This window comes from Lactobacillus sp. VURO6/B1 (VP7), from assembly GCF_058139575.1.
Genome location: NZ_JBVOWJ010000011.1, coordinates 22,501 through 37,230, shown reverse-complemented (window position 1 = coordinate 37,230; position 14,730 = coordinate 22,501). Strand labels below are relative to the sequence as shown.

Below are 14,730 nucleotides of genomic sequence, written 5' to 3'. Positions count from 1 at the left end.
TTAAGTTTTTTATTTATATTATTTAACAATATTAGTCGTGGTATACGCCTTCAGCCCACTTCTTATTTTCTTCATCAAAGAAGTGAACGTTATCCTTTTGTTCAGGATTTGGTTTGGCAATACCATCTATTTTGGCAATTAACTCTTGTCTTTCTGGAGTAGACTCATATTTGGCATTTAAGAAGGAATCAACAATGTCAAAAATAAAGTCACGTCCTAAAACGATACCACCAAAACCAAGGATATTGGCATTCAGTTCACGCCGAGCATACTCAGCTTGAGCAACATCGCCAACCATTGCTGCACGAACACCCTCGTTTTTATCTGCAGCGGTAGAAATACCGATACCAGTACCACAAAGGACAATACCTAAATCGGCACGACCATCAGCAACATCTTCAGCAACACGTTTACCATAAATTGGATAGTGCGTTCTGGTATTATCATGAGTACCTTCATCAATGACCTGATATCCCTCTTCTTTTAAATGATCAGAAATAGCCATTTTGACAGAAGTAACGATATGATCATTTCCTAAAGCAATAACTATATGCTTATCAACTTTGGGATCAACAAATTCTGGTTGTGGTCTATCATTATCTAGCATTAGTAAACCTCCTTAAATCATTTCTTCAAGCATATTTAAACGCACTTGATGGCGGCCACCAGCATATTCAGTATCCAAATAATGTTGCACGATTGAATAAGCCAGTTTTTCACCGACAATACCGCTACCTAAAGCAATAGCTTTTGCACCATTGTGCATAGCAGTCATGTGTGCAGTTCTTTCTTCATTAACATTTGCGGTAACCATGCCTTTAACCTTGTTTGACGCCATGGCAGACCCTACGCCGTATTCGTCAAACATGATGGCCTTTTTAATGCCATTGTCTAAGACTTCATGAGTTACCTTTAAACTAGATTCAACAAAATCCTCAGCGGGTTTTGCAGTAACATCCAAAACATCATAGTGATGTGCCTTCAGGTAATCTTTTACTTTTTCTTTTAAGGCAAAACCTGCCTTGTCACTACCAATGACAACCTTCATAGCCAAATCTCCTCTCAAAAAATTACTTATAAATAGTCGTAAATTGACTGTAATGCTTTTCCAACTCAGGCTCAATTCCCCGATTAGTAATTAAACCATCCACATTGCGCAAATCATAAAATTGGTGAAAATCACTATGATCCAATTTAGTATAATCAGCTGCCACAAATTTTATTTGTGAATGATTCAGTCCAATACCTTCGGTTTGACCTTCTTCTAAGTTAGCAGTTGTTAAAGAAGAATCTTTAATGCCATTAACACCGACAAAACCAACAGAAAATGACATAGTTTTTAATTCGTTATTGGCTAAAGCGCCTACAAAAGCACCGCTGATTCTTCTGTAAGAACCGCCAACCATAATTAAATCGTAATCATTCATATTATTTTTGGCAGCTTCAAATACAGGTAATGAATTAGTAACAATGCGCAAATGTTTAACTTTGAGATTAGCCACTAGTAATTCTAACGTCGTCCCTGGTCCAACATAAATCGAATCATTTTCATGAATTAAGTTACAGGCTCTTTTTGCTACTTCATATTTTTCTTTACTATGGATTTCACGCTTTTGCTCATAACTTTTTTCAGTGCGAGTTTGATCAGACAATAACTGCGCGCCACCGTGGACACGTAAAATCTTACTTGCCTTGTGGAGCTCATTCAGATCTCGTCTGATCGTCATATCAGAAACTTTTAAAGCTTGTGCTAATTCATCAACTGTGACAAATTTCTGTGTTTTTACAACTTGTAAAATAGTTTTCAGTCTTTCACTCTTTAACATTAGTAACCTACTTCTTAAACTAGATTATGCAACTAACTTAGTTCATTTTAATTATAACTGTTCTCTTTTGTTTGTCAATGTTTGAAAGTGTTCGTTAACTAAATTTGAACCTAAATATTGCGTTGGACCATATAAGTTAATAAATGCAATTCACGGCTTTTTACCAAAAACACAAATTGTATTTATTAGGAAAAGCCCTATTCAACTAAACTTAGTCTATATTTTATCAACAAAAAATGCATCTTTTAGGTTGAAAAAGATGCATTTTCTTCTATATTTAATCAGCAAAACTACTTTTTAATTGACTCAGCAATTTTTTCATATTTACGAACAGTGTCATAGTCACTATCTTTAGCTTTGACATATCCTTCGTGCGAATAAACGCGTTCGATTACTTTTTTACCTTCTTTAGATTTACCAATGGCAATAAATGCATTAGCTAACTTTTCCCGGAAGGATTTAGACAAACTCGGGATGACAGAAATAGTGTCATTAGGAATTTCCGTTGTGTAATAAATTGGTACAACTTGGGACTTAATCTTAGGGTTGTCTTTAATAACATTATTACGGGCATCCTCAAAAACAAAGGCTGCATCAGTATCTTTATTTAAAACATTTAGAACTGCTTGATCATGTCCAGTTGTAGTAACCAGCTTACAGCTACGAGGAACATCCAGTCCCTTTTGCTTTAGTTCAGCAACTGGGAAAATATAACCAGAAGTTGAAGTTGGGCTTTGAATTGAAATTTTCTTACCTTTAAGATCCCTCCAGCTCTTAATACCAGAGTCTTTTCTAACTAGAATTTCGGAATGAAAAGTATGAACTAACTTTTTAGTCCAATTACCATCTGGTCTAGTTAAACCAAAACGCTCTGACTGTAATAAAACATCGGCTGCATGCTGTTTATGCGCCTGCACATAGTCATCACCTGGTAAAAAACCGACATCTATTTTTTTGGATTTCATTGCTTCTACCAGTGCATTACCACTTGTTGAAACTGAAACGTGGACTGGAATTCCCAGACGCTTAGATAGCATTTTTTCTAATGGTTTGGCCTTAGTCTCCAAAGTATTAGCAGAAACGCTCGGTACGAACTGCACGTTGAGAGACTTTGGTGTACCGCTATCAGCTTGTTTTTTAGCTGAGTTGGAGCACCCAGCAAGTAAAGCAGTGCCCAAAACTGCAATAGCACCAACTAAAAACTTCTTAAATTTTGGCATGATTTCCTCCTGATCTGGAAATATAGCAATCAAAAAAGACTTAGCATTTCACGTTGCGTGATAATGCTAAGTCATTAATGATCATATTAAAAAACAGCAACAACAGATTGTTCAGATAAGAAAGCCGCACTTCCCCCATAGCAAATTGCTCAAAATTTTGAGTTAACACATGCATATGGAGTAATCTACCTCTCTTTCTTAGTCTAAGAAAATAATAGCACAATATTGAGAGTTATTACAGTAGTTTTATTCTCAAAAATATGTTATTTTATTCATTTAAAATGAGAAAGCGCTTTCCAAATAAATTAAAAGCTAAAATTCATCGAAACCATCATCATTCTCTTCTTCTACATCTATATTAGCTTTTTTATTTTTATCCTGATCAAAGAAAATATACATGATGGCAGCCATAATTACTGCAAAGATAGCTACTCCAGTAGTGGAAATTTTACTATATGCCACCAGGAAGAAGCCTAAAAAGAAGAAAGCTACAACTTTTTTATTCATCATCATTTGCGCCAGCATTGCAAAACCGAGTAACGGAAGCAAACCAGCTGCTATGTTCATACCTGTTTGCACAAACGGTGGAATAATGTTTAATAATTTTGCTACTGTTGCTGAACCAAAATAAAAAGCTAGTGGATTGAAAATAATTCCTGGCCAATTTTGTGCCCAGCCTGATAGCAACATGTCTCGCGTTATCGCGCGCGTATCTCCTTTATCCGCATCTTTATCACAACGGTGAATTAATAGTAACATCACGGGTTGTCCAACAGCAGTATTAAGTGCCAACATCACCGTTGCAATCGGAATTCCTAAAGTTAAAGCAGCCGCTGCATTAGCATGCGACTCAATCGCTAAGGAAATCCCTAAAACCGTTCCAGCTATTAAATCAGGAGGATTATATGCTCCAATTGAGACTGCACCGATCATGGCAAGTTCAAGCGTTGCCCCCATGACAATGCCATCTTGCAAATCTCCTAGAACTAGGCCAACCAAGGGACCTAAAATTATAGGTCTTTGCAAATAGCTGGTTCCTAATAACCATTCTGAATATCCTAGAAAATTAATCAAAAAGATTAGTATTGTTTTTACAATCATTTTATCCACACTTTTTAAAAACTATCAAAATCATCTAGTGCATCCTTAGACGTTTCAGTGTTTAAATTATCAAAATTCACAATTCCTTCTTTAGCAGCCTCTATACTTTTGTTTATAACTTCAGAAACATTTGTTTCATTGGAAGTTAAAAACTGCAGTAAAAAAGGTAAATTAATACCAGCTACCAGATGCAATCTATCACTAGAAGCAACAATTTTCTGTAAATCAGTATTTACACTACCACCAGCAATATCAGTTCCAAAAACTATGTCGCCTTTATTATTATTAATAATTGTCTTAACAGCTTTGGGAAAATCTTTACATTCTGGTGTATAGGCACATATTGCGTATAAATCATTTCGCTTTCCCATAATAAATTCTGTAGACATTTTTAATCCTTTTGCAAAATATCCGTGTGTTGCAATTACAAATTTTGTCATTATTTCCTCCAAAGTATTGGTATAATTACTAGACCAATTTTGCTTTTTGCTATACCATTAAAATATCATTATCTATGCACCTAATCTGAAAAAATATTCTTCAGAATTGCTATCACTTCAGTGTTAAGCTAATATTAAGTTATCTAATATTGACAAGGAAGAGCTATTAAAATGTTCAATATCATAAATAAAAGCGAACTAATTGCCAAAGACATCAGGTTCCAAATTTCAAATAAAATTTACACTCACTATTTGCCTTCCGAAAGGAAGTTAGCAGATAAATATTCAGTTTCCCGAAATACAATTAGAGAGGCGCTGGAAATTTTAAAAAACAAAGGGATCATTTCTTTAATTGCTAATGATTATATTATTAATCAACCAAAAGAAGATTTAGATTGGCTAGAATTTTTTGGCAAGAAAACTCATCATATTATTCGTAATTATATTGTTAAGAATGAAGTTTTTGAAGCTAACAAAAAGATTGCTCAAAAACTTGAAGTTCCACTTGCTACACAAATTCGTTTACTAGTTTATAAACGAACTACAAATGAACAACAAAATAATATAACTTTATCAATTGATTACATATATGCTCCAGAAAAACTAGCAAAAAATTTACCTTTAAAGCGACTACAAGAATGTTCTTTTTGGAATTTACTGGCTAAAAAATATCAAGGTAAAAAATTAAAAGAGTACCAAAGTTTATCAATTGAAGCAGTAAATTTTGAAGATGCTAATTTATTAGATGTTCCCGTTAGGAGTAAAATTCTACAGCGCTCATCCAAAGTTTTTATTGATAATGAAATTATTTACTTTGTATCAAAGAAAATTCCGTCCAATTCACTATTAGTGTCAATAGATAATAATTTAAAGAAAGAAAAAGAAAAATAATGAATAATCTTTATCATGCCCCTCTTTATATTCAAATAGAGGATTTGCTTGAGAAAAAAATTCTTAGTAAAAAGTATTTACCTGGATCTAAAATACCGAGTGAACGTGACTTAGCAAGACAATACGGTGTAAATCGCATGACTGTCAAAAAAGCTATAGATTCATTGAAAAAAAAGGGATTGCTCTATCGCAAACAAGGTAGTGGCACATTTGTTACATCAGTAACTCCAGATAAAGAAAATGTATATTTTAATTTGGCTTTTACTGATAAAAATTCTAATTCAGGAATTTCTGAATTGCTAACCAAAAATGGTATTCACTTTTCTAATGAAGTTGTTGGTACTGATCTCATTAGCGGCAACGCTTTTTTTAATGAAAAACTTAAATTAAATGACGAAAGTAAGGTCTTTGCCTTACATCGAATTCGAGAAATTAAAGAACGACCTTTTGCTATAGAATATAACTACTTACCTGCTAAATTATTTCCGGATGCATCACAAGTCGATTTTAAGAATGTAAGTCTCTATGACTATATGGACTCTAAAAAACATAAACCCGTACATTTTTCCCAATTTATTCAAGTTATTCCAGCTTTAACAAAAGAAGCCAGATTGTTAAAAATAAAAAAAGGAGACCTCCTTTATTACATCATTTATTATGGTTATGATGAGCAAGGTAATGCTGTTGAATATACGGAAAGTTATCTAATTTCAGAAGAATTAAATCTACAATTTACTCTTGGTGGTATTTTAGGTGAAAAAGAAACCTATTAAGTATAGCTACATAGACTTGCTAAAAAATCGTAAAAAGATTATGACTTTTTACGATTTTTTCTTTTGCTCTAATAATCAAATTGACGATAGTAGCGACGGAAATTAAGGTCATGACCAGTATATTGTTGATACCATGATGCTAAGCGATCAGTTAAAAGCGATGTTATAATCATTGGCGAGCAAATTTGCCTAAAGTCATCATCAATTCCTTCAAATACAAAGTCTTTAGTATCAAAGACTTCAAAACTCTTTGTATGCTTTGGCAAAAAGCGTTCTACTCGTTCATCTAATGCACGATATTCGTCTTCGCCTTTGATTAAGTACACTGGTAAAGTATCATCAACTAATTCTAATGCACCGTGGAAAAAGTCAGCTGAAGTAACAGGGCGTGTGCGGACCCATTGCATTTCTTCTAAAATACACATTGAAAACATGCATGTTTCACCCCACAGCATTCCTGAGCCCACAGTCATAGTTAATGGGGCATTGTAATATTTACGCGCAATACTCTGAGCTCTTGGTTCAAATTCTTCTCTGAATCTTAATAGGTTAGGATAAAGTTGTTTCATTTGATCTGCCCAGCGGTCGTAATTCTTATAGTAACCCCAATTTTGATAGATACGCAAAGTTAACATAAAGTACATTAAATAGGCATTTTCACATTCAGCTAGTGAACCATTAATTGATTCTTTTAACAATTTTCCTAAGGCAGATTCTGGATTTTTGGTGAAACCATAAACATCTATTCCTTTCTGATTGCAGTACTTCACTGCTGCTACAATTTCTTTAGTATCACCTGAATCCGAAGAAGTAAGAACCAAGGACTTATTGGTGAGATAGTTAATATCCTTTTTTACCAATAATTCACCAGCATTTTCCAAGTAAACTGGAAAATCAGATAAATGATGCAAGTATTCTGCAATTGGATACCATTCCATCCACGTGCCACCGATACCAATCATTACAATGTTTTGATATTCATTTTTAGATAATTTATCGGCTAATTTTTCAATATTCTCTCTTTGAGCATATACATCTTTACCATTTTGCAAATATTTTTCTACATCAAAATTTTTCATTATTGTCATTTTATTCTCCTTTTAAATCTAAGCTCCCAGAATTTTAAAGTATGCTGCCGCTATACTTACCACCAAAATAATAAACATAATTAGCAACGGATTAAGCTTCTTTTTGAGCATCCAATAAGTTACACCGAATAAAGCAAGAGTAGCAATTCCAGGGAAAATGCCATCTAGTAGAGACTGCACTGTTGATGCACTCTTGCCAACACCAATCTTAGTAATGAAATTAACACTGACCATTTCTTGAGTCATGGCACCAACAACCATCATACCGATCATTGAGGCATATTTAGTGATTTTATCCATCATACCCGAATTTTCGACATTATTAATTACATTCGACCCCAAGCTATAGCCTAAAAATGTACCATAATATCTCATAATGTAATGTGGAACATTGAATACCAAGAAAAATAATATTGGCCCTAAAATACTGCCTTTAAGAGCTAAAGTTGTTCCAATACCTGTTGCTAAAACTCTCAGAGTGCCCCAGAAAAACGAATCACCTATGCCTGAGAGTGGACCCATCAATGCTAATTTAACCGCTGAAATAGAAGTCTCATCAAAATCTTCATTGCTAGCATTGGCTTCTTCCATTGCCACAGAAATTCCAAGTGGCAAAGTCACAATATATGGCGTCATATTGTATAATTCCAAGTTACGTTTTAAAGCATGAATGAATTTATCCTTTTGGGGATATAATTTTTTCAAAATAGGCATGATTGCCCAAGTAAAGCCAACATTCCCCATTCGCTCATAATTCCAAGAATGTTCATAAGGAATACTGCGCCAAAATAATTTAACTAAATCGGATTTGTTTATCTTCTTATCATATTTAGGTTTAATATTAAAACTCATCGAAACCATCACTTTCCTGTTCTACACTTGGTTTAACATCTTTACCCTTTTGACTCTTATCATCTCTATCAAAGAAAACGTACATTATGGCAGCCATTATTACTGCAAAAATAGCTACACCAGTAGTTGATATTTTTCCGTATGCTACTAAGAAAAAGCCGAAGAAAAAGAAAGCTATCACTTTTTTGTTCATCATCATTTGTGCCAGCATTGCAAAACCTAAGAGTGGTAATAGTCCCGCAGCAACATTCATTCCATCTTGGACAAACTGAGGTATTATATTGAGCAACTTTGCCACGGTTGAAGAACCGAAGTAAAATGCTAAAGGTATGAAAACCAGTCCGGGCCAATCTTGAATATAACCAGCAATTAGCATATTTCGCGTAAGTGCTTTCGTATTACCTTTTTCTGCAGCACTATCACAGCGGTGAATGAAAGCCAACATTAAGGGCTGACCAGTTGCAAGCCCTAAAGCCTGCATAATAGCAGCGATTGGAATGCCCAATGTTAGTGCTGCACCTGGAGCGGCATGGGTTTCAATAGCTAAAGAAATACCAATTATTGAGCCAGAAACCAAATCAGGTGGATCATAAGCACCGATTGAAACAGCACCGATCATTGCAAGTTCAAGGGTTGCTCCCATAATTATTCCACTTTGCAAATCACCTAAAACTAGTCCCACTAAGGGACCCAGAATGATTGGCCTTTGCAAATAACTAGTTCCAAGCAACCATTCTGAATATCCCAATAATCCAACAAGAAAAATTAAAAAAGTTTTTAGTATCAATTTTTACACCTCCTTTAAAAACTTTTTAGCATCGATCTTGTTTTCATTCGGTACCATTTGAATAAAAAGCTCAACTCCCTGATCTACTAGTTTTTGCATTATTTCTACATCTTCATGATCAATAAAAATACTTTTAGTCACTTGCTTTTTACTATCTTTATACGGCATATTGCCCAAATTAATTGCTTTTTCACCAATAGCTTCAACCAGTTTGGCCGCAATTGGCAGAGTTTCACATATGACAAACAATTTATATTTGTCTGTAATTCCACTTTTTATTTGTTCAATGGCCTCATCACAAGTTTTAATAACTACTTTAGTTCCAGCTGGCTTTGCTAATCTCAACGCCTTCATGCGTAGCGGATCTTTTTTAACAGTATCACTTACTAGCAGTAATGCGTCTGCGCCTAAAGCTTGCGTCCATGAAAACGCAACCTGGCCGTGCAACAGCCTATAGTCAACACGAATCATCTTAATCATTTTTAAGCCTCCTAAGCTAATTTAACTTTTATGATCTGAATCCCACTTTTGCTTGATATTTTTGATTTCTTCGTCATAATCATCTGTTTTAATTGCAATTTTTTGATCAAACTTGTCAAAATAAGGATGTGTAGCCCAAGCCTGAAGCTCGTCAGTCATTTTTGCTGCCACTAATTGCACTACTGGCAATGAATAATAGGGTTCAAAAAACCAGTTATTCACAGCTTGGGTTTTCAAGATTCTCTGATCTTTTTCCAAATGATTTGAACTAGTAATAAAAAACACATTTGGCGTTATTTCTTTTAATGCTTCAAAAACTTCTGAGAATCTAGTTTTCCCAGAAACAGGCATATCATCAATTAAAAAGACGGTATGATTTGGCGTTAATTGCATATCCGGCCCATGAAGAAATTCTTCAAGTTCGTAATACATTGCAGGTCTTTTTAGCGTTTCTTGAAACTTCAATGCACCTTCCCTTGCAACTCCATAATTGGGTCCATTGCCACAGAAAAAAGTAGGGTTTCTCATTGAAAGGGCAAAATAATTATTTTGAATAAATTTTTCTGTTTCCGCCATCAACTCCTTTTGGTATGAAATAGTTTGCTGTAGTTGCTTATAAAAGTCTTCTTTTTGTTGTGAATCTAGGCTGCTAATCTTACAGCCCAATAACAGGAAGAACTCGACAAGTGTTTGTACACCGACAGTTACATAATCCACGTACTCATTACCAGGTCCATAATCAAAAATTTCTTGTGAGTATTTGCTCATTTGACTATCAAGATTGCCAGTTAAAGAAACTGCGAATATGTCGTTTTTTTGTAAATACTGCAAGCAATTAATGATATTGGTCGAAGAACCACTCTGTGATACAACAACAATAAATGTACTTTTCTGAGACGCAATCCCAAATTGCATAACATATTCCGGTGTATGAAGATACACCGGTTTTTTGGTCATCTCTTGCAACGAATCCTGAATCATTGCCAGAGCGTTATAAGAAGAACCCGAAGCAATTAAGGTAATACTCAAATATTTCTTTTTTAAAAATAGATTTGCTACTCCGCTAATTAACTCATCCCTTTTTTGAAAATTCTCACCTAATTTTTCAGATGAATATTTCACATAATCCTGCATTCGCATTTTCAGCATCTCCTAAGTGGTTTCTTATATATACCATTTATTATTTTAACTATACCACTATCAACTTCTATTGCAAGCGTTTTCTAAAAATAATGTTTTAGAGTCAATTCTTTTTAAAATGGGAAAGAAATTTGGGTCAAAATAAAAAAGACTGCTAAAACCCGTAAAAAAACTAATTTAGCAGTCTTGAAAATTGAGAATGTCAAAAAGCTAAAACTAAATAGCCCCCGCTTGCTTTAAATTTCGCTTGCTTTAAAAATGCCGTCAAATACTTGATTATTTCTGTAACACTCACTAATTTAAAATCATTGCAATTTTGTACAGATTGAATATGATTCAGTAACTTTATCGCAGAAAATTAATAAGTCTATATGAATCCTACATGACCACACTCCCTCTGAGAACTTGTATAGTTTGCGTTTTAAGACATAAAAAAACCTCCAAATTTTTTCAAATTTGGAGGTGCTTTTAAAAATTTACTTTTACCAACAATATTAATTATCGTATTTTTTATCACTAATTATTTTGCCGTTGCCAATTGACTTAATCTTTTGACTGCTGTCATCGTCGTCACCAGTCTGTTTGAAAAGACCGCCAGTGTATAACATCACTTGCTTATGTTCAAAATCATCATGTTCGAAAGTGTAAGTAATCTTGTAAGTTACGCTGCTACAGTTATTTGGCGCTGGAGTAATCGAAACTACAGAACATTCCATATTATATTCATTAATATCGTCATCCTTATCAAAACCAGTATTTTGAGAATGAAGTTCCTGATAACCTTTATTTTCTGCTCCACCAACAAAGTCATCCTCGTCTGGAGATGTAAAGTCATTTTCTAAAAGCTCTTCAGCGTCATCTTTACTAATTAAGCCAGGCCATTCGGGTTTAATGACATTACTGCTGCTATCATCGTCATCTTCAAAGCCCATATCGTCATAATCAACAGACTCTGATTTGATAGATTTACCATCAACTTTAGTAACCACATAGATCTTCATATCATCAGTTACAGGGTAATCTTTAAACACTTTCGTTCCCCTTCTATCAAGATTGCCTACTTTTTTATCATTAATGTAAATCGTGGCAGAAGGGATACTTTTAATCATGAAATTAACAGTTTTAATATTCATGTTAATTTCTTTATTAGAAAAAATAGTGGTGCTTTTATCGGCAGACAACTGGTGGCCAGACGCAACTGATTTTACTTCAATGTGGTATTTACCCGGAAATAAAGGAGCAATTTTTTTATAATAGTCCTCACCACTTCCGTCAACACCACCAAATTTTTTATTGTTGACATAAATAGTAGAATTGGCGTGATTAGTTCTAATCTGCGGTGTATAAGTCTTTAATTGCAAACAATATTTGGGGAATAAAAGTAAGTAACGGCCGCTTTGAACCAAGCTGACATTTTCATATTCATTACCGTATTTAAAAGCATCAGCCATTTTATCTGCTTCAACGTAATGTTCCGCATAATATTCCTGAGTTGGCTTTAGAGCTGCCGTTGTCACACGAGCATTAGGATTTTCAGAAACTACGAATTGGGCTAAATCAGAATGAGGATTTTTCAAACTGGCTGCAATTTGATTAATCTGATTATTTCTTTGATAATGATTAGAACCCCAAGCATAGAATGCTGCAAATGCGACAACCAAAACTCCCAAGCAGATCAGCAAGACCTTATTTCTTTTTTTCATGGGCTGATGAACTGACTTCGCAGCAGCTTGTGACTGATTGACAACTGGCTGCGCTGCAGTATTTTTCTGCTGACTACGATATTCTTTTCTACTATGCAGCGTCTGAGGCAATTTTTGACCACAGTTAGGGCAAAATTCCGCATTCGGTTTTACTTCTTTACCACAATTAGGACAAAATTTTTTATCATTCATTTCCTTCACTCTATCTACATTGAACCATTTTGCATTGACATAATTTGATTGATGATTGAATGGACCATGGAACTATAAATAATTGAATCTAAAATCATCAGACATACAAAGATAATGGCAAAAGCAATTAAGAAGCCAAAAATCTTATCATGCACTGCTCCCTGATCGCCAAATAATATAATATGCTGGCTTGCAAAGAATAAAGCTAGCATTATGATAAATACGGCAATCATGAATTTAATGCTATTTAATCCTAAAAGCATTAGTAAAAAGAATGCGGCAGAAATAAGCAGATTGAAGTTGCAGGCATGGGCACCACGATTAATAAACTCAAAAAAGCTCAGGTTTCTGTCATAGACATACCGATAACCAGCATAAAAGCCGCCAATGACTATTACTTCAAATATCACCAGCACCACAAATATTTCGAGCATAATGTTAAAGGGAACATGAAAATTCTCCCAGCCATTAATGTTGGCTCCCATGCGGTTGGCCCAGTTAATCAAAGTACTAACAATAGTATTGGCACAATAATATAGACCCAACACCACAAAGGCATCTTCAATCAAAATGGTCAACCAACCATACCAACTTGCCACATTAGGACTACTAGTACCTGGATTGCGCCAGGAATCAACACACCATTGCCAGTAATTTTGAAATTGATCTCCGTAATTAACTGGCTCACTGGCAGCTGGAGGCTGAGGTTCAGTCTTTTTTGGCTCTACTTGGGCAGTATTTTCAACTGGGTTAGCAGGTGCCTCTTCTACTTTTTGTACACTAACATTGTGCAAATCATAACCGCAAGACGTACAAAAATTGACGTCTTTTCCCATTAAGGCGCCACATTGAGGACATTTTTTCATTGATAACTCCTTCTTAATTCCACTATTTTATATATTTATTTACTACTTTAATTTTATACCACTATTTATAGATTATTGCATGGCATAAAATCTATAAAAAATAACATACTCCAACTATTAAATTTGTTCATTGTTAGTAATAGTAAGATATTACTAAAATGCATAATACAGAGTAATTTTAAAATTATTTATAAACACTGTCAAATACTCTTTTAATCACCATCTTACTGCAATCTTATAATATATAGTTACGCCGGTAATATGTAGTAAACTATAAGGTATAGATATATTGTATGTGAGGTTAAATTATGAAAATTGTTAATTTAGATAGTTATGCTCTAAACCCAGGAGACTTAGACTGGTCACCTCTTAAAAAACTAGGTGAATGCACCTTTTACGATCGTACTCCAGTGGACGATGATGATGAAATTTTAAAGCGGATTGGGGATGCTGAAATTGTTTTAACTAACAAAACGTCCCTTGACGAAAAAGTCCTTCAGACTGCGCCCAACATCAAATATATTGGCGTGACTGCTACCGGTTACAATATTGTCGATACAATAGCAGCTCGTGAAGCTGGCATCCCTGTTACTAACATCCCTACTTATGGTACTGATGCCGTAGCGCAATTTACTTTTGCATTGCTACTTGAAATTACCAGTCGAGTTGGCTTACATAACAAATTAGTCCATGAAGGTCGCTGGAGCAGCAACCCTGATTTTACTTTTTGGGCAAAACCGCTAATGGAATTGAAAGGTAAAACGTTAGGACTTATTGGTTTCGGTCACATAGCTAAAAAAGTGGCAGAAATCGGTCATGCTTTTTCTATGAATATAATTTTTTGGAACCATCGGCCCAAATCCGACTTACCTGATTACGTCAAGCAGGTTGAACTTGATCAACTTTATCAACAAGCAGATATTGTAAGTTTACACGTGCCGCAAACACCGGCAACTACAGAAATGATTAACCAAGAAGCAATTAGTCAAATGAAAGATGGCGTCATTTTAATTAATACCGCTCGCGGCGGTTTAATTAATGAAAAAGACGTCGCCGATGCTTTAAATGAAGGCAAGATTGCTGCAGCTGGAATTGATGTTGCACAAAAAGAGCCAATTCCTGCTGACAGTCCACTTCTTTCTGCTAAGAACTGTTACATTACCCCTCATATTGCCTGGGCGCCACGCGAAACCCGCAATCGTTTGCTTGGAATTGTCGTTGAAAATCTGCAGGCATTTCTAAATGGTGAAAAATTAAATGTCGTAAATTAAATATCATAAGCAAAAGCCAGTAATCTTGATTGAGTTACTGGCTTTTTTATTCTCAAAATCATTTTCCGTGCTTGACCTTGACGCTGCGTCAACCAATATA

General features: G+C 34.8%; 16 protein-coding genes. 3 read left to right on the top strand and 13 right to left on the bottom strand.

Annotated features, from left to right (window positions below):
- Nucleotides 1-31 precede the first annotated feature (31 nt).
- The 6 genes from lacB to ACZ2M0_RS07215 all read right to left on the bottom strand — a co-directional run bounded on the left by lacB (nucleotide 32) and on the right by ACZ2M0_RS07215 (nucleotide 4,587).
- Entirely contained in the window at nucleotides 32-607 is a 576-nt protein-coding gene (lacB, locus tag ACZ2M0_RS07240) for a galactose-6-phosphate isomerase subunit LacB (protein WP_490058991.1), read from the bottom strand.
- A gap of 12 nt (nucleotides 608-619) precedes the next feature.
- Nucleotides 620-1,048, bottom strand: a complete 429-nt coding sequence (gene lacA / locus ACZ2M0_RS07235; protein WP_223902694.1) for a galactose-6-phosphate isomerase subunit LacA — start codon at nucleotides 1,046-1,048, stop codon at nucleotides 620-622.
- A gap of 22 nt (nucleotides 1,049-1,070) precedes the next feature.
- Nucleotides 1,071-1,826 (bottom strand): DeoR/GlpR family DNA-binding transcription regulator, encoded by a 756-nt coding sequence (locus ACZ2M0_RS07230; protein ID WP_122052007.1) that lies wholly within the window; start codon nucleotides 1,824-1,826, stop codon nucleotides 1,071-1,073.
- Between the two features lie 290 nt (nucleotides 1,827-2,116).
- On the bottom strand, nucleotides 2,117-3,046 hold the full coding sequence (gene phnD / locus ACZ2M0_RS07225; RefSeq protein WP_223902695.1) for a phosphate/phosphite/phosphonate ABC transporter substrate-binding protein: 930 nt from the start codon (nucleotides 3,044-3,046) through the stop codon (nucleotides 2,117-2,119).
- 312 nt (nucleotides 3,047-3,358) lie between these two features.
- A complete protein-coding gene (locus ACZ2M0_RS07220; protein WP_223902696.1) occupies nucleotides 3,359-4,147 on the bottom strand; it encodes a PTS mannose/fructose/sorbose/N-acetylgalactosamine transporter subunit IIC in 789 nt (262 codons plus the stop codon).
- Nucleotides 4,148-4,161: 14 nt separating this feature from the next.
- Nucleotides 4,162-4,587: a PTS sugar transporter subunit IIA gene (locus tag ACZ2M0_RS07215; RefSeq protein ID WP_223902697.1), complete on the bottom strand. Its 426-nt coding sequence runs from the start codon at nucleotides 4,585-4,587 to the stop codon at nucleotides 4,162-4,164.
- Between the two features lie 171 nt (nucleotides 4,588-4,758).
- Here ACZ2M0_RS07215 and ACZ2M0_RS07210 point away from each other — a divergent pair, with 171 nt between their 5' ends.
- Both ACZ2M0_RS07210 and ACZ2M0_RS07205 read left to right on the top strand, forming a co-directional pair.
- On the top strand, nucleotides 4,759-5,478 hold the full coding sequence (locus ACZ2M0_RS07210; protein ID WP_490058990.1) for a GntR family transcriptional regulator: 720 nt from the start codon (nucleotides 4,759-4,761) through the stop codon (nucleotides 5,476-5,478).
- Entirely contained in the window at nucleotides 5,478-6,251 is a 774-nt protein-coding gene (locus tag ACZ2M0_RS07205) for a GntR family transcriptional regulator (RefSeq protein WP_490058989.1), read from the top strand. Before ACZ2M0_RS07210 ends, ACZ2M0_RS07205 begins: the two co-directional genes overlap by 1 nt.
- A 68-nt stretch (nucleotides 6,252-6,319) precedes the next feature.
- Here ACZ2M0_RS07205 and ACZ2M0_RS07200 read toward each other — a convergent pair whose 3' ends face one another.
- The 7 genes from ACZ2M0_RS07200 to ACZ2M0_RS07170 form a co-directional block, all read right to left on the bottom strand.
- Nucleotides 6,320-7,339 (bottom strand): SIS domain-containing protein, encoded by a 1,020-nt coding sequence (locus ACZ2M0_RS07200; RefSeq protein WP_490058988.1) that lies wholly within the window; start codon nucleotides 7,337-7,339, stop codon nucleotides 6,320-6,322.
- An 18-nt stretch (nucleotides 7,340-7,357) separates the two neighbouring features.
- Entirely contained in the window at nucleotides 7,358-8,191 is an 834-nt protein-coding gene (locus tag ACZ2M0_RS07195; protein ID WP_223902701.1) for a PTS system mannose/fructose/sorbose family transporter subunit IID, read from the bottom strand.
- Entirely contained in the window at nucleotides 8,181-8,978 is a 798-nt protein-coding gene (locus ACZ2M0_RS07190; RefSeq protein ID WP_223902702.1) for a PTS mannose/fructose/sorbose/N-acetylgalactosamine transporter subunit IIC, read from the bottom strand. Before ACZ2M0_RS07190 ends, ACZ2M0_RS07195 begins: the two co-directional genes overlap by 11 nt.
- A 3-nt stretch (nucleotides 8,979-8,981) precedes the next feature.
- A complete protein-coding gene (locus ACZ2M0_RS07185) occupies nucleotides 8,982-9,458 on the bottom strand; it encodes a PTS sugar transporter subunit IIB (RefSeq protein ID WP_223902703.1) in 477 nt (158 codons plus the stop codon).
- A gap of 21 nt (nucleotides 9,459-9,479) precedes the next feature.
- Nucleotides 9,480-10,598 (bottom strand): SIS domain-containing protein, encoded by a 1,119-nt coding sequence (locus ACZ2M0_RS07180; protein ID WP_490058987.1) that lies wholly within the window; start codon nucleotides 10,596-10,598, stop codon nucleotides 9,480-9,482.
- A gap of 494 nt (nucleotides 10,599-11,092) precedes the next feature.
- A complete protein-coding gene (locus ACZ2M0_RS07175; protein WP_490058986.1) occupies nucleotides 11,093-12,493 on the bottom strand; it encodes a zinc ribbon domain-containing protein in 1,401 nt (466 codons plus the stop codon).
- A gap of 14 nt (nucleotides 12,494-12,507) precedes the next feature.
- On the bottom strand, nucleotides 12,508-13,359 hold the full coding sequence (locus tag ACZ2M0_RS07170) for a zinc ribbon domain-containing protein (RefSeq protein WP_490058985.1): 852 nt from the start codon (nucleotides 13,357-13,359) through the stop codon (nucleotides 12,508-12,510).
- A gap of 308 nt (nucleotides 13,360-13,667) precedes the next feature.
- Between ACZ2M0_RS07170 and ACZ2M0_RS07165 the strand changes: the two genes are divergently transcribed.
- Entirely contained in the window at nucleotides 13,668-14,630 is a 963-nt protein-coding gene (locus tag ACZ2M0_RS07165; protein ID WP_490058984.1) for a D-2-hydroxyacid dehydrogenase, read from the top strand.
- Nucleotides 14,631-14,730 lie beyond the last annotated feature (100 nt).

Coding starts and splice junctions, on each gene's coding strand:
- ACZ2M0_RS07200 (WP_490058988.1), bottom strand. CDS start 7,339: ATGACAATAATGAAAAATTTTGATGTAGAAAAATATTTGCAAAATGGT.
- ACZ2M0_RS07205 (WP_490058989.1), top strand. CDS start 5,478: ATGAATAATCTTTATCATGCCCCTCTTTATATTCAAATAGAGGATTTG.
- ACZ2M0_RS07185 (WP_223902703.1), bottom strand. CDS start 9,458: ATGATTAAGATGATTCGTGTTGACTATAGGCTGTTGCACGGCCAGGTT.
- ACZ2M0_RS07165 (WP_490058984.1), top strand. CDS start 13,668: ATGAAAATTGTTAATTTAGATAGTTATGCTCTAAACCCAGGAGACTTA.
- ACZ2M0_RS07180 (WP_490058987.1), bottom strand. CDS start 10,598: ATGCGAATGCAGGATTATGTGAAATATTCATCTGAAAAATTAGGTGAG.
- lacA (WP_223902694.1), bottom strand. CDS start 1,048: ATGAAGGTTGTCATTGGTAGTGACAAGGCAGGTTTTGCCTTAAAAGAA.
- ACZ2M0_RS07170 (WP_490058985.1), bottom strand. CDS start 13,359: ATGAAAAAATGTCCTCAATGTGGCGCCTTAATGGGAAAAGACGTCAAT.
- phnD (WP_223902695.1), bottom strand. CDS start 3,046: ATGCCAAAATTTAAGAAGTTTTTAGTTGGTGCTATTGCAGTTTTGGGC.
- ACZ2M0_RS07220 (WP_223902696.1), bottom strand. CDS start 4,147: ATGATTGTAAAAACAATACTAATCTTTTTGATTAATTTTCTAGGATAT.
- ACZ2M0_RS07195 (WP_223902701.1), bottom strand. CDS start 8,191: ATGAGTTTTAATATTAAACCTAAATATGATAAGAAGATAAACAAATCC.
- ACZ2M0_RS07175 (WP_490058986.1), bottom strand. CDS start 12,493: ATGAATGATAAAAAATTTTGTCCTAATTGTGGTAAAGAAGTAAAACCG.
- ACZ2M0_RS07210 (WP_490058990.1), top strand. CDS start 4,759: ATGTTCAATATCATAAATAAAAGCGAACTAATTGCCAAAGACATCAGG.
- ACZ2M0_RS07215 (WP_223902697.1), bottom strand. CDS start 4,587: ATGACAAAATTTGTAATTGCAACACACGGATATTTTGCAAAAGGATTA.
- lacB (WP_490058991.1), bottom strand. CDS start 607: ATGCTAGATAATGATAGACCACAACCAGAATTTGTTGATCCCAAAGTT.
- ACZ2M0_RS07230 (WP_122052007.1), bottom strand. CDS start 1,826: ATGTTAAAGAGTGAAAGACTGAAAACTATTTTACAAGTTGTAAAAACA.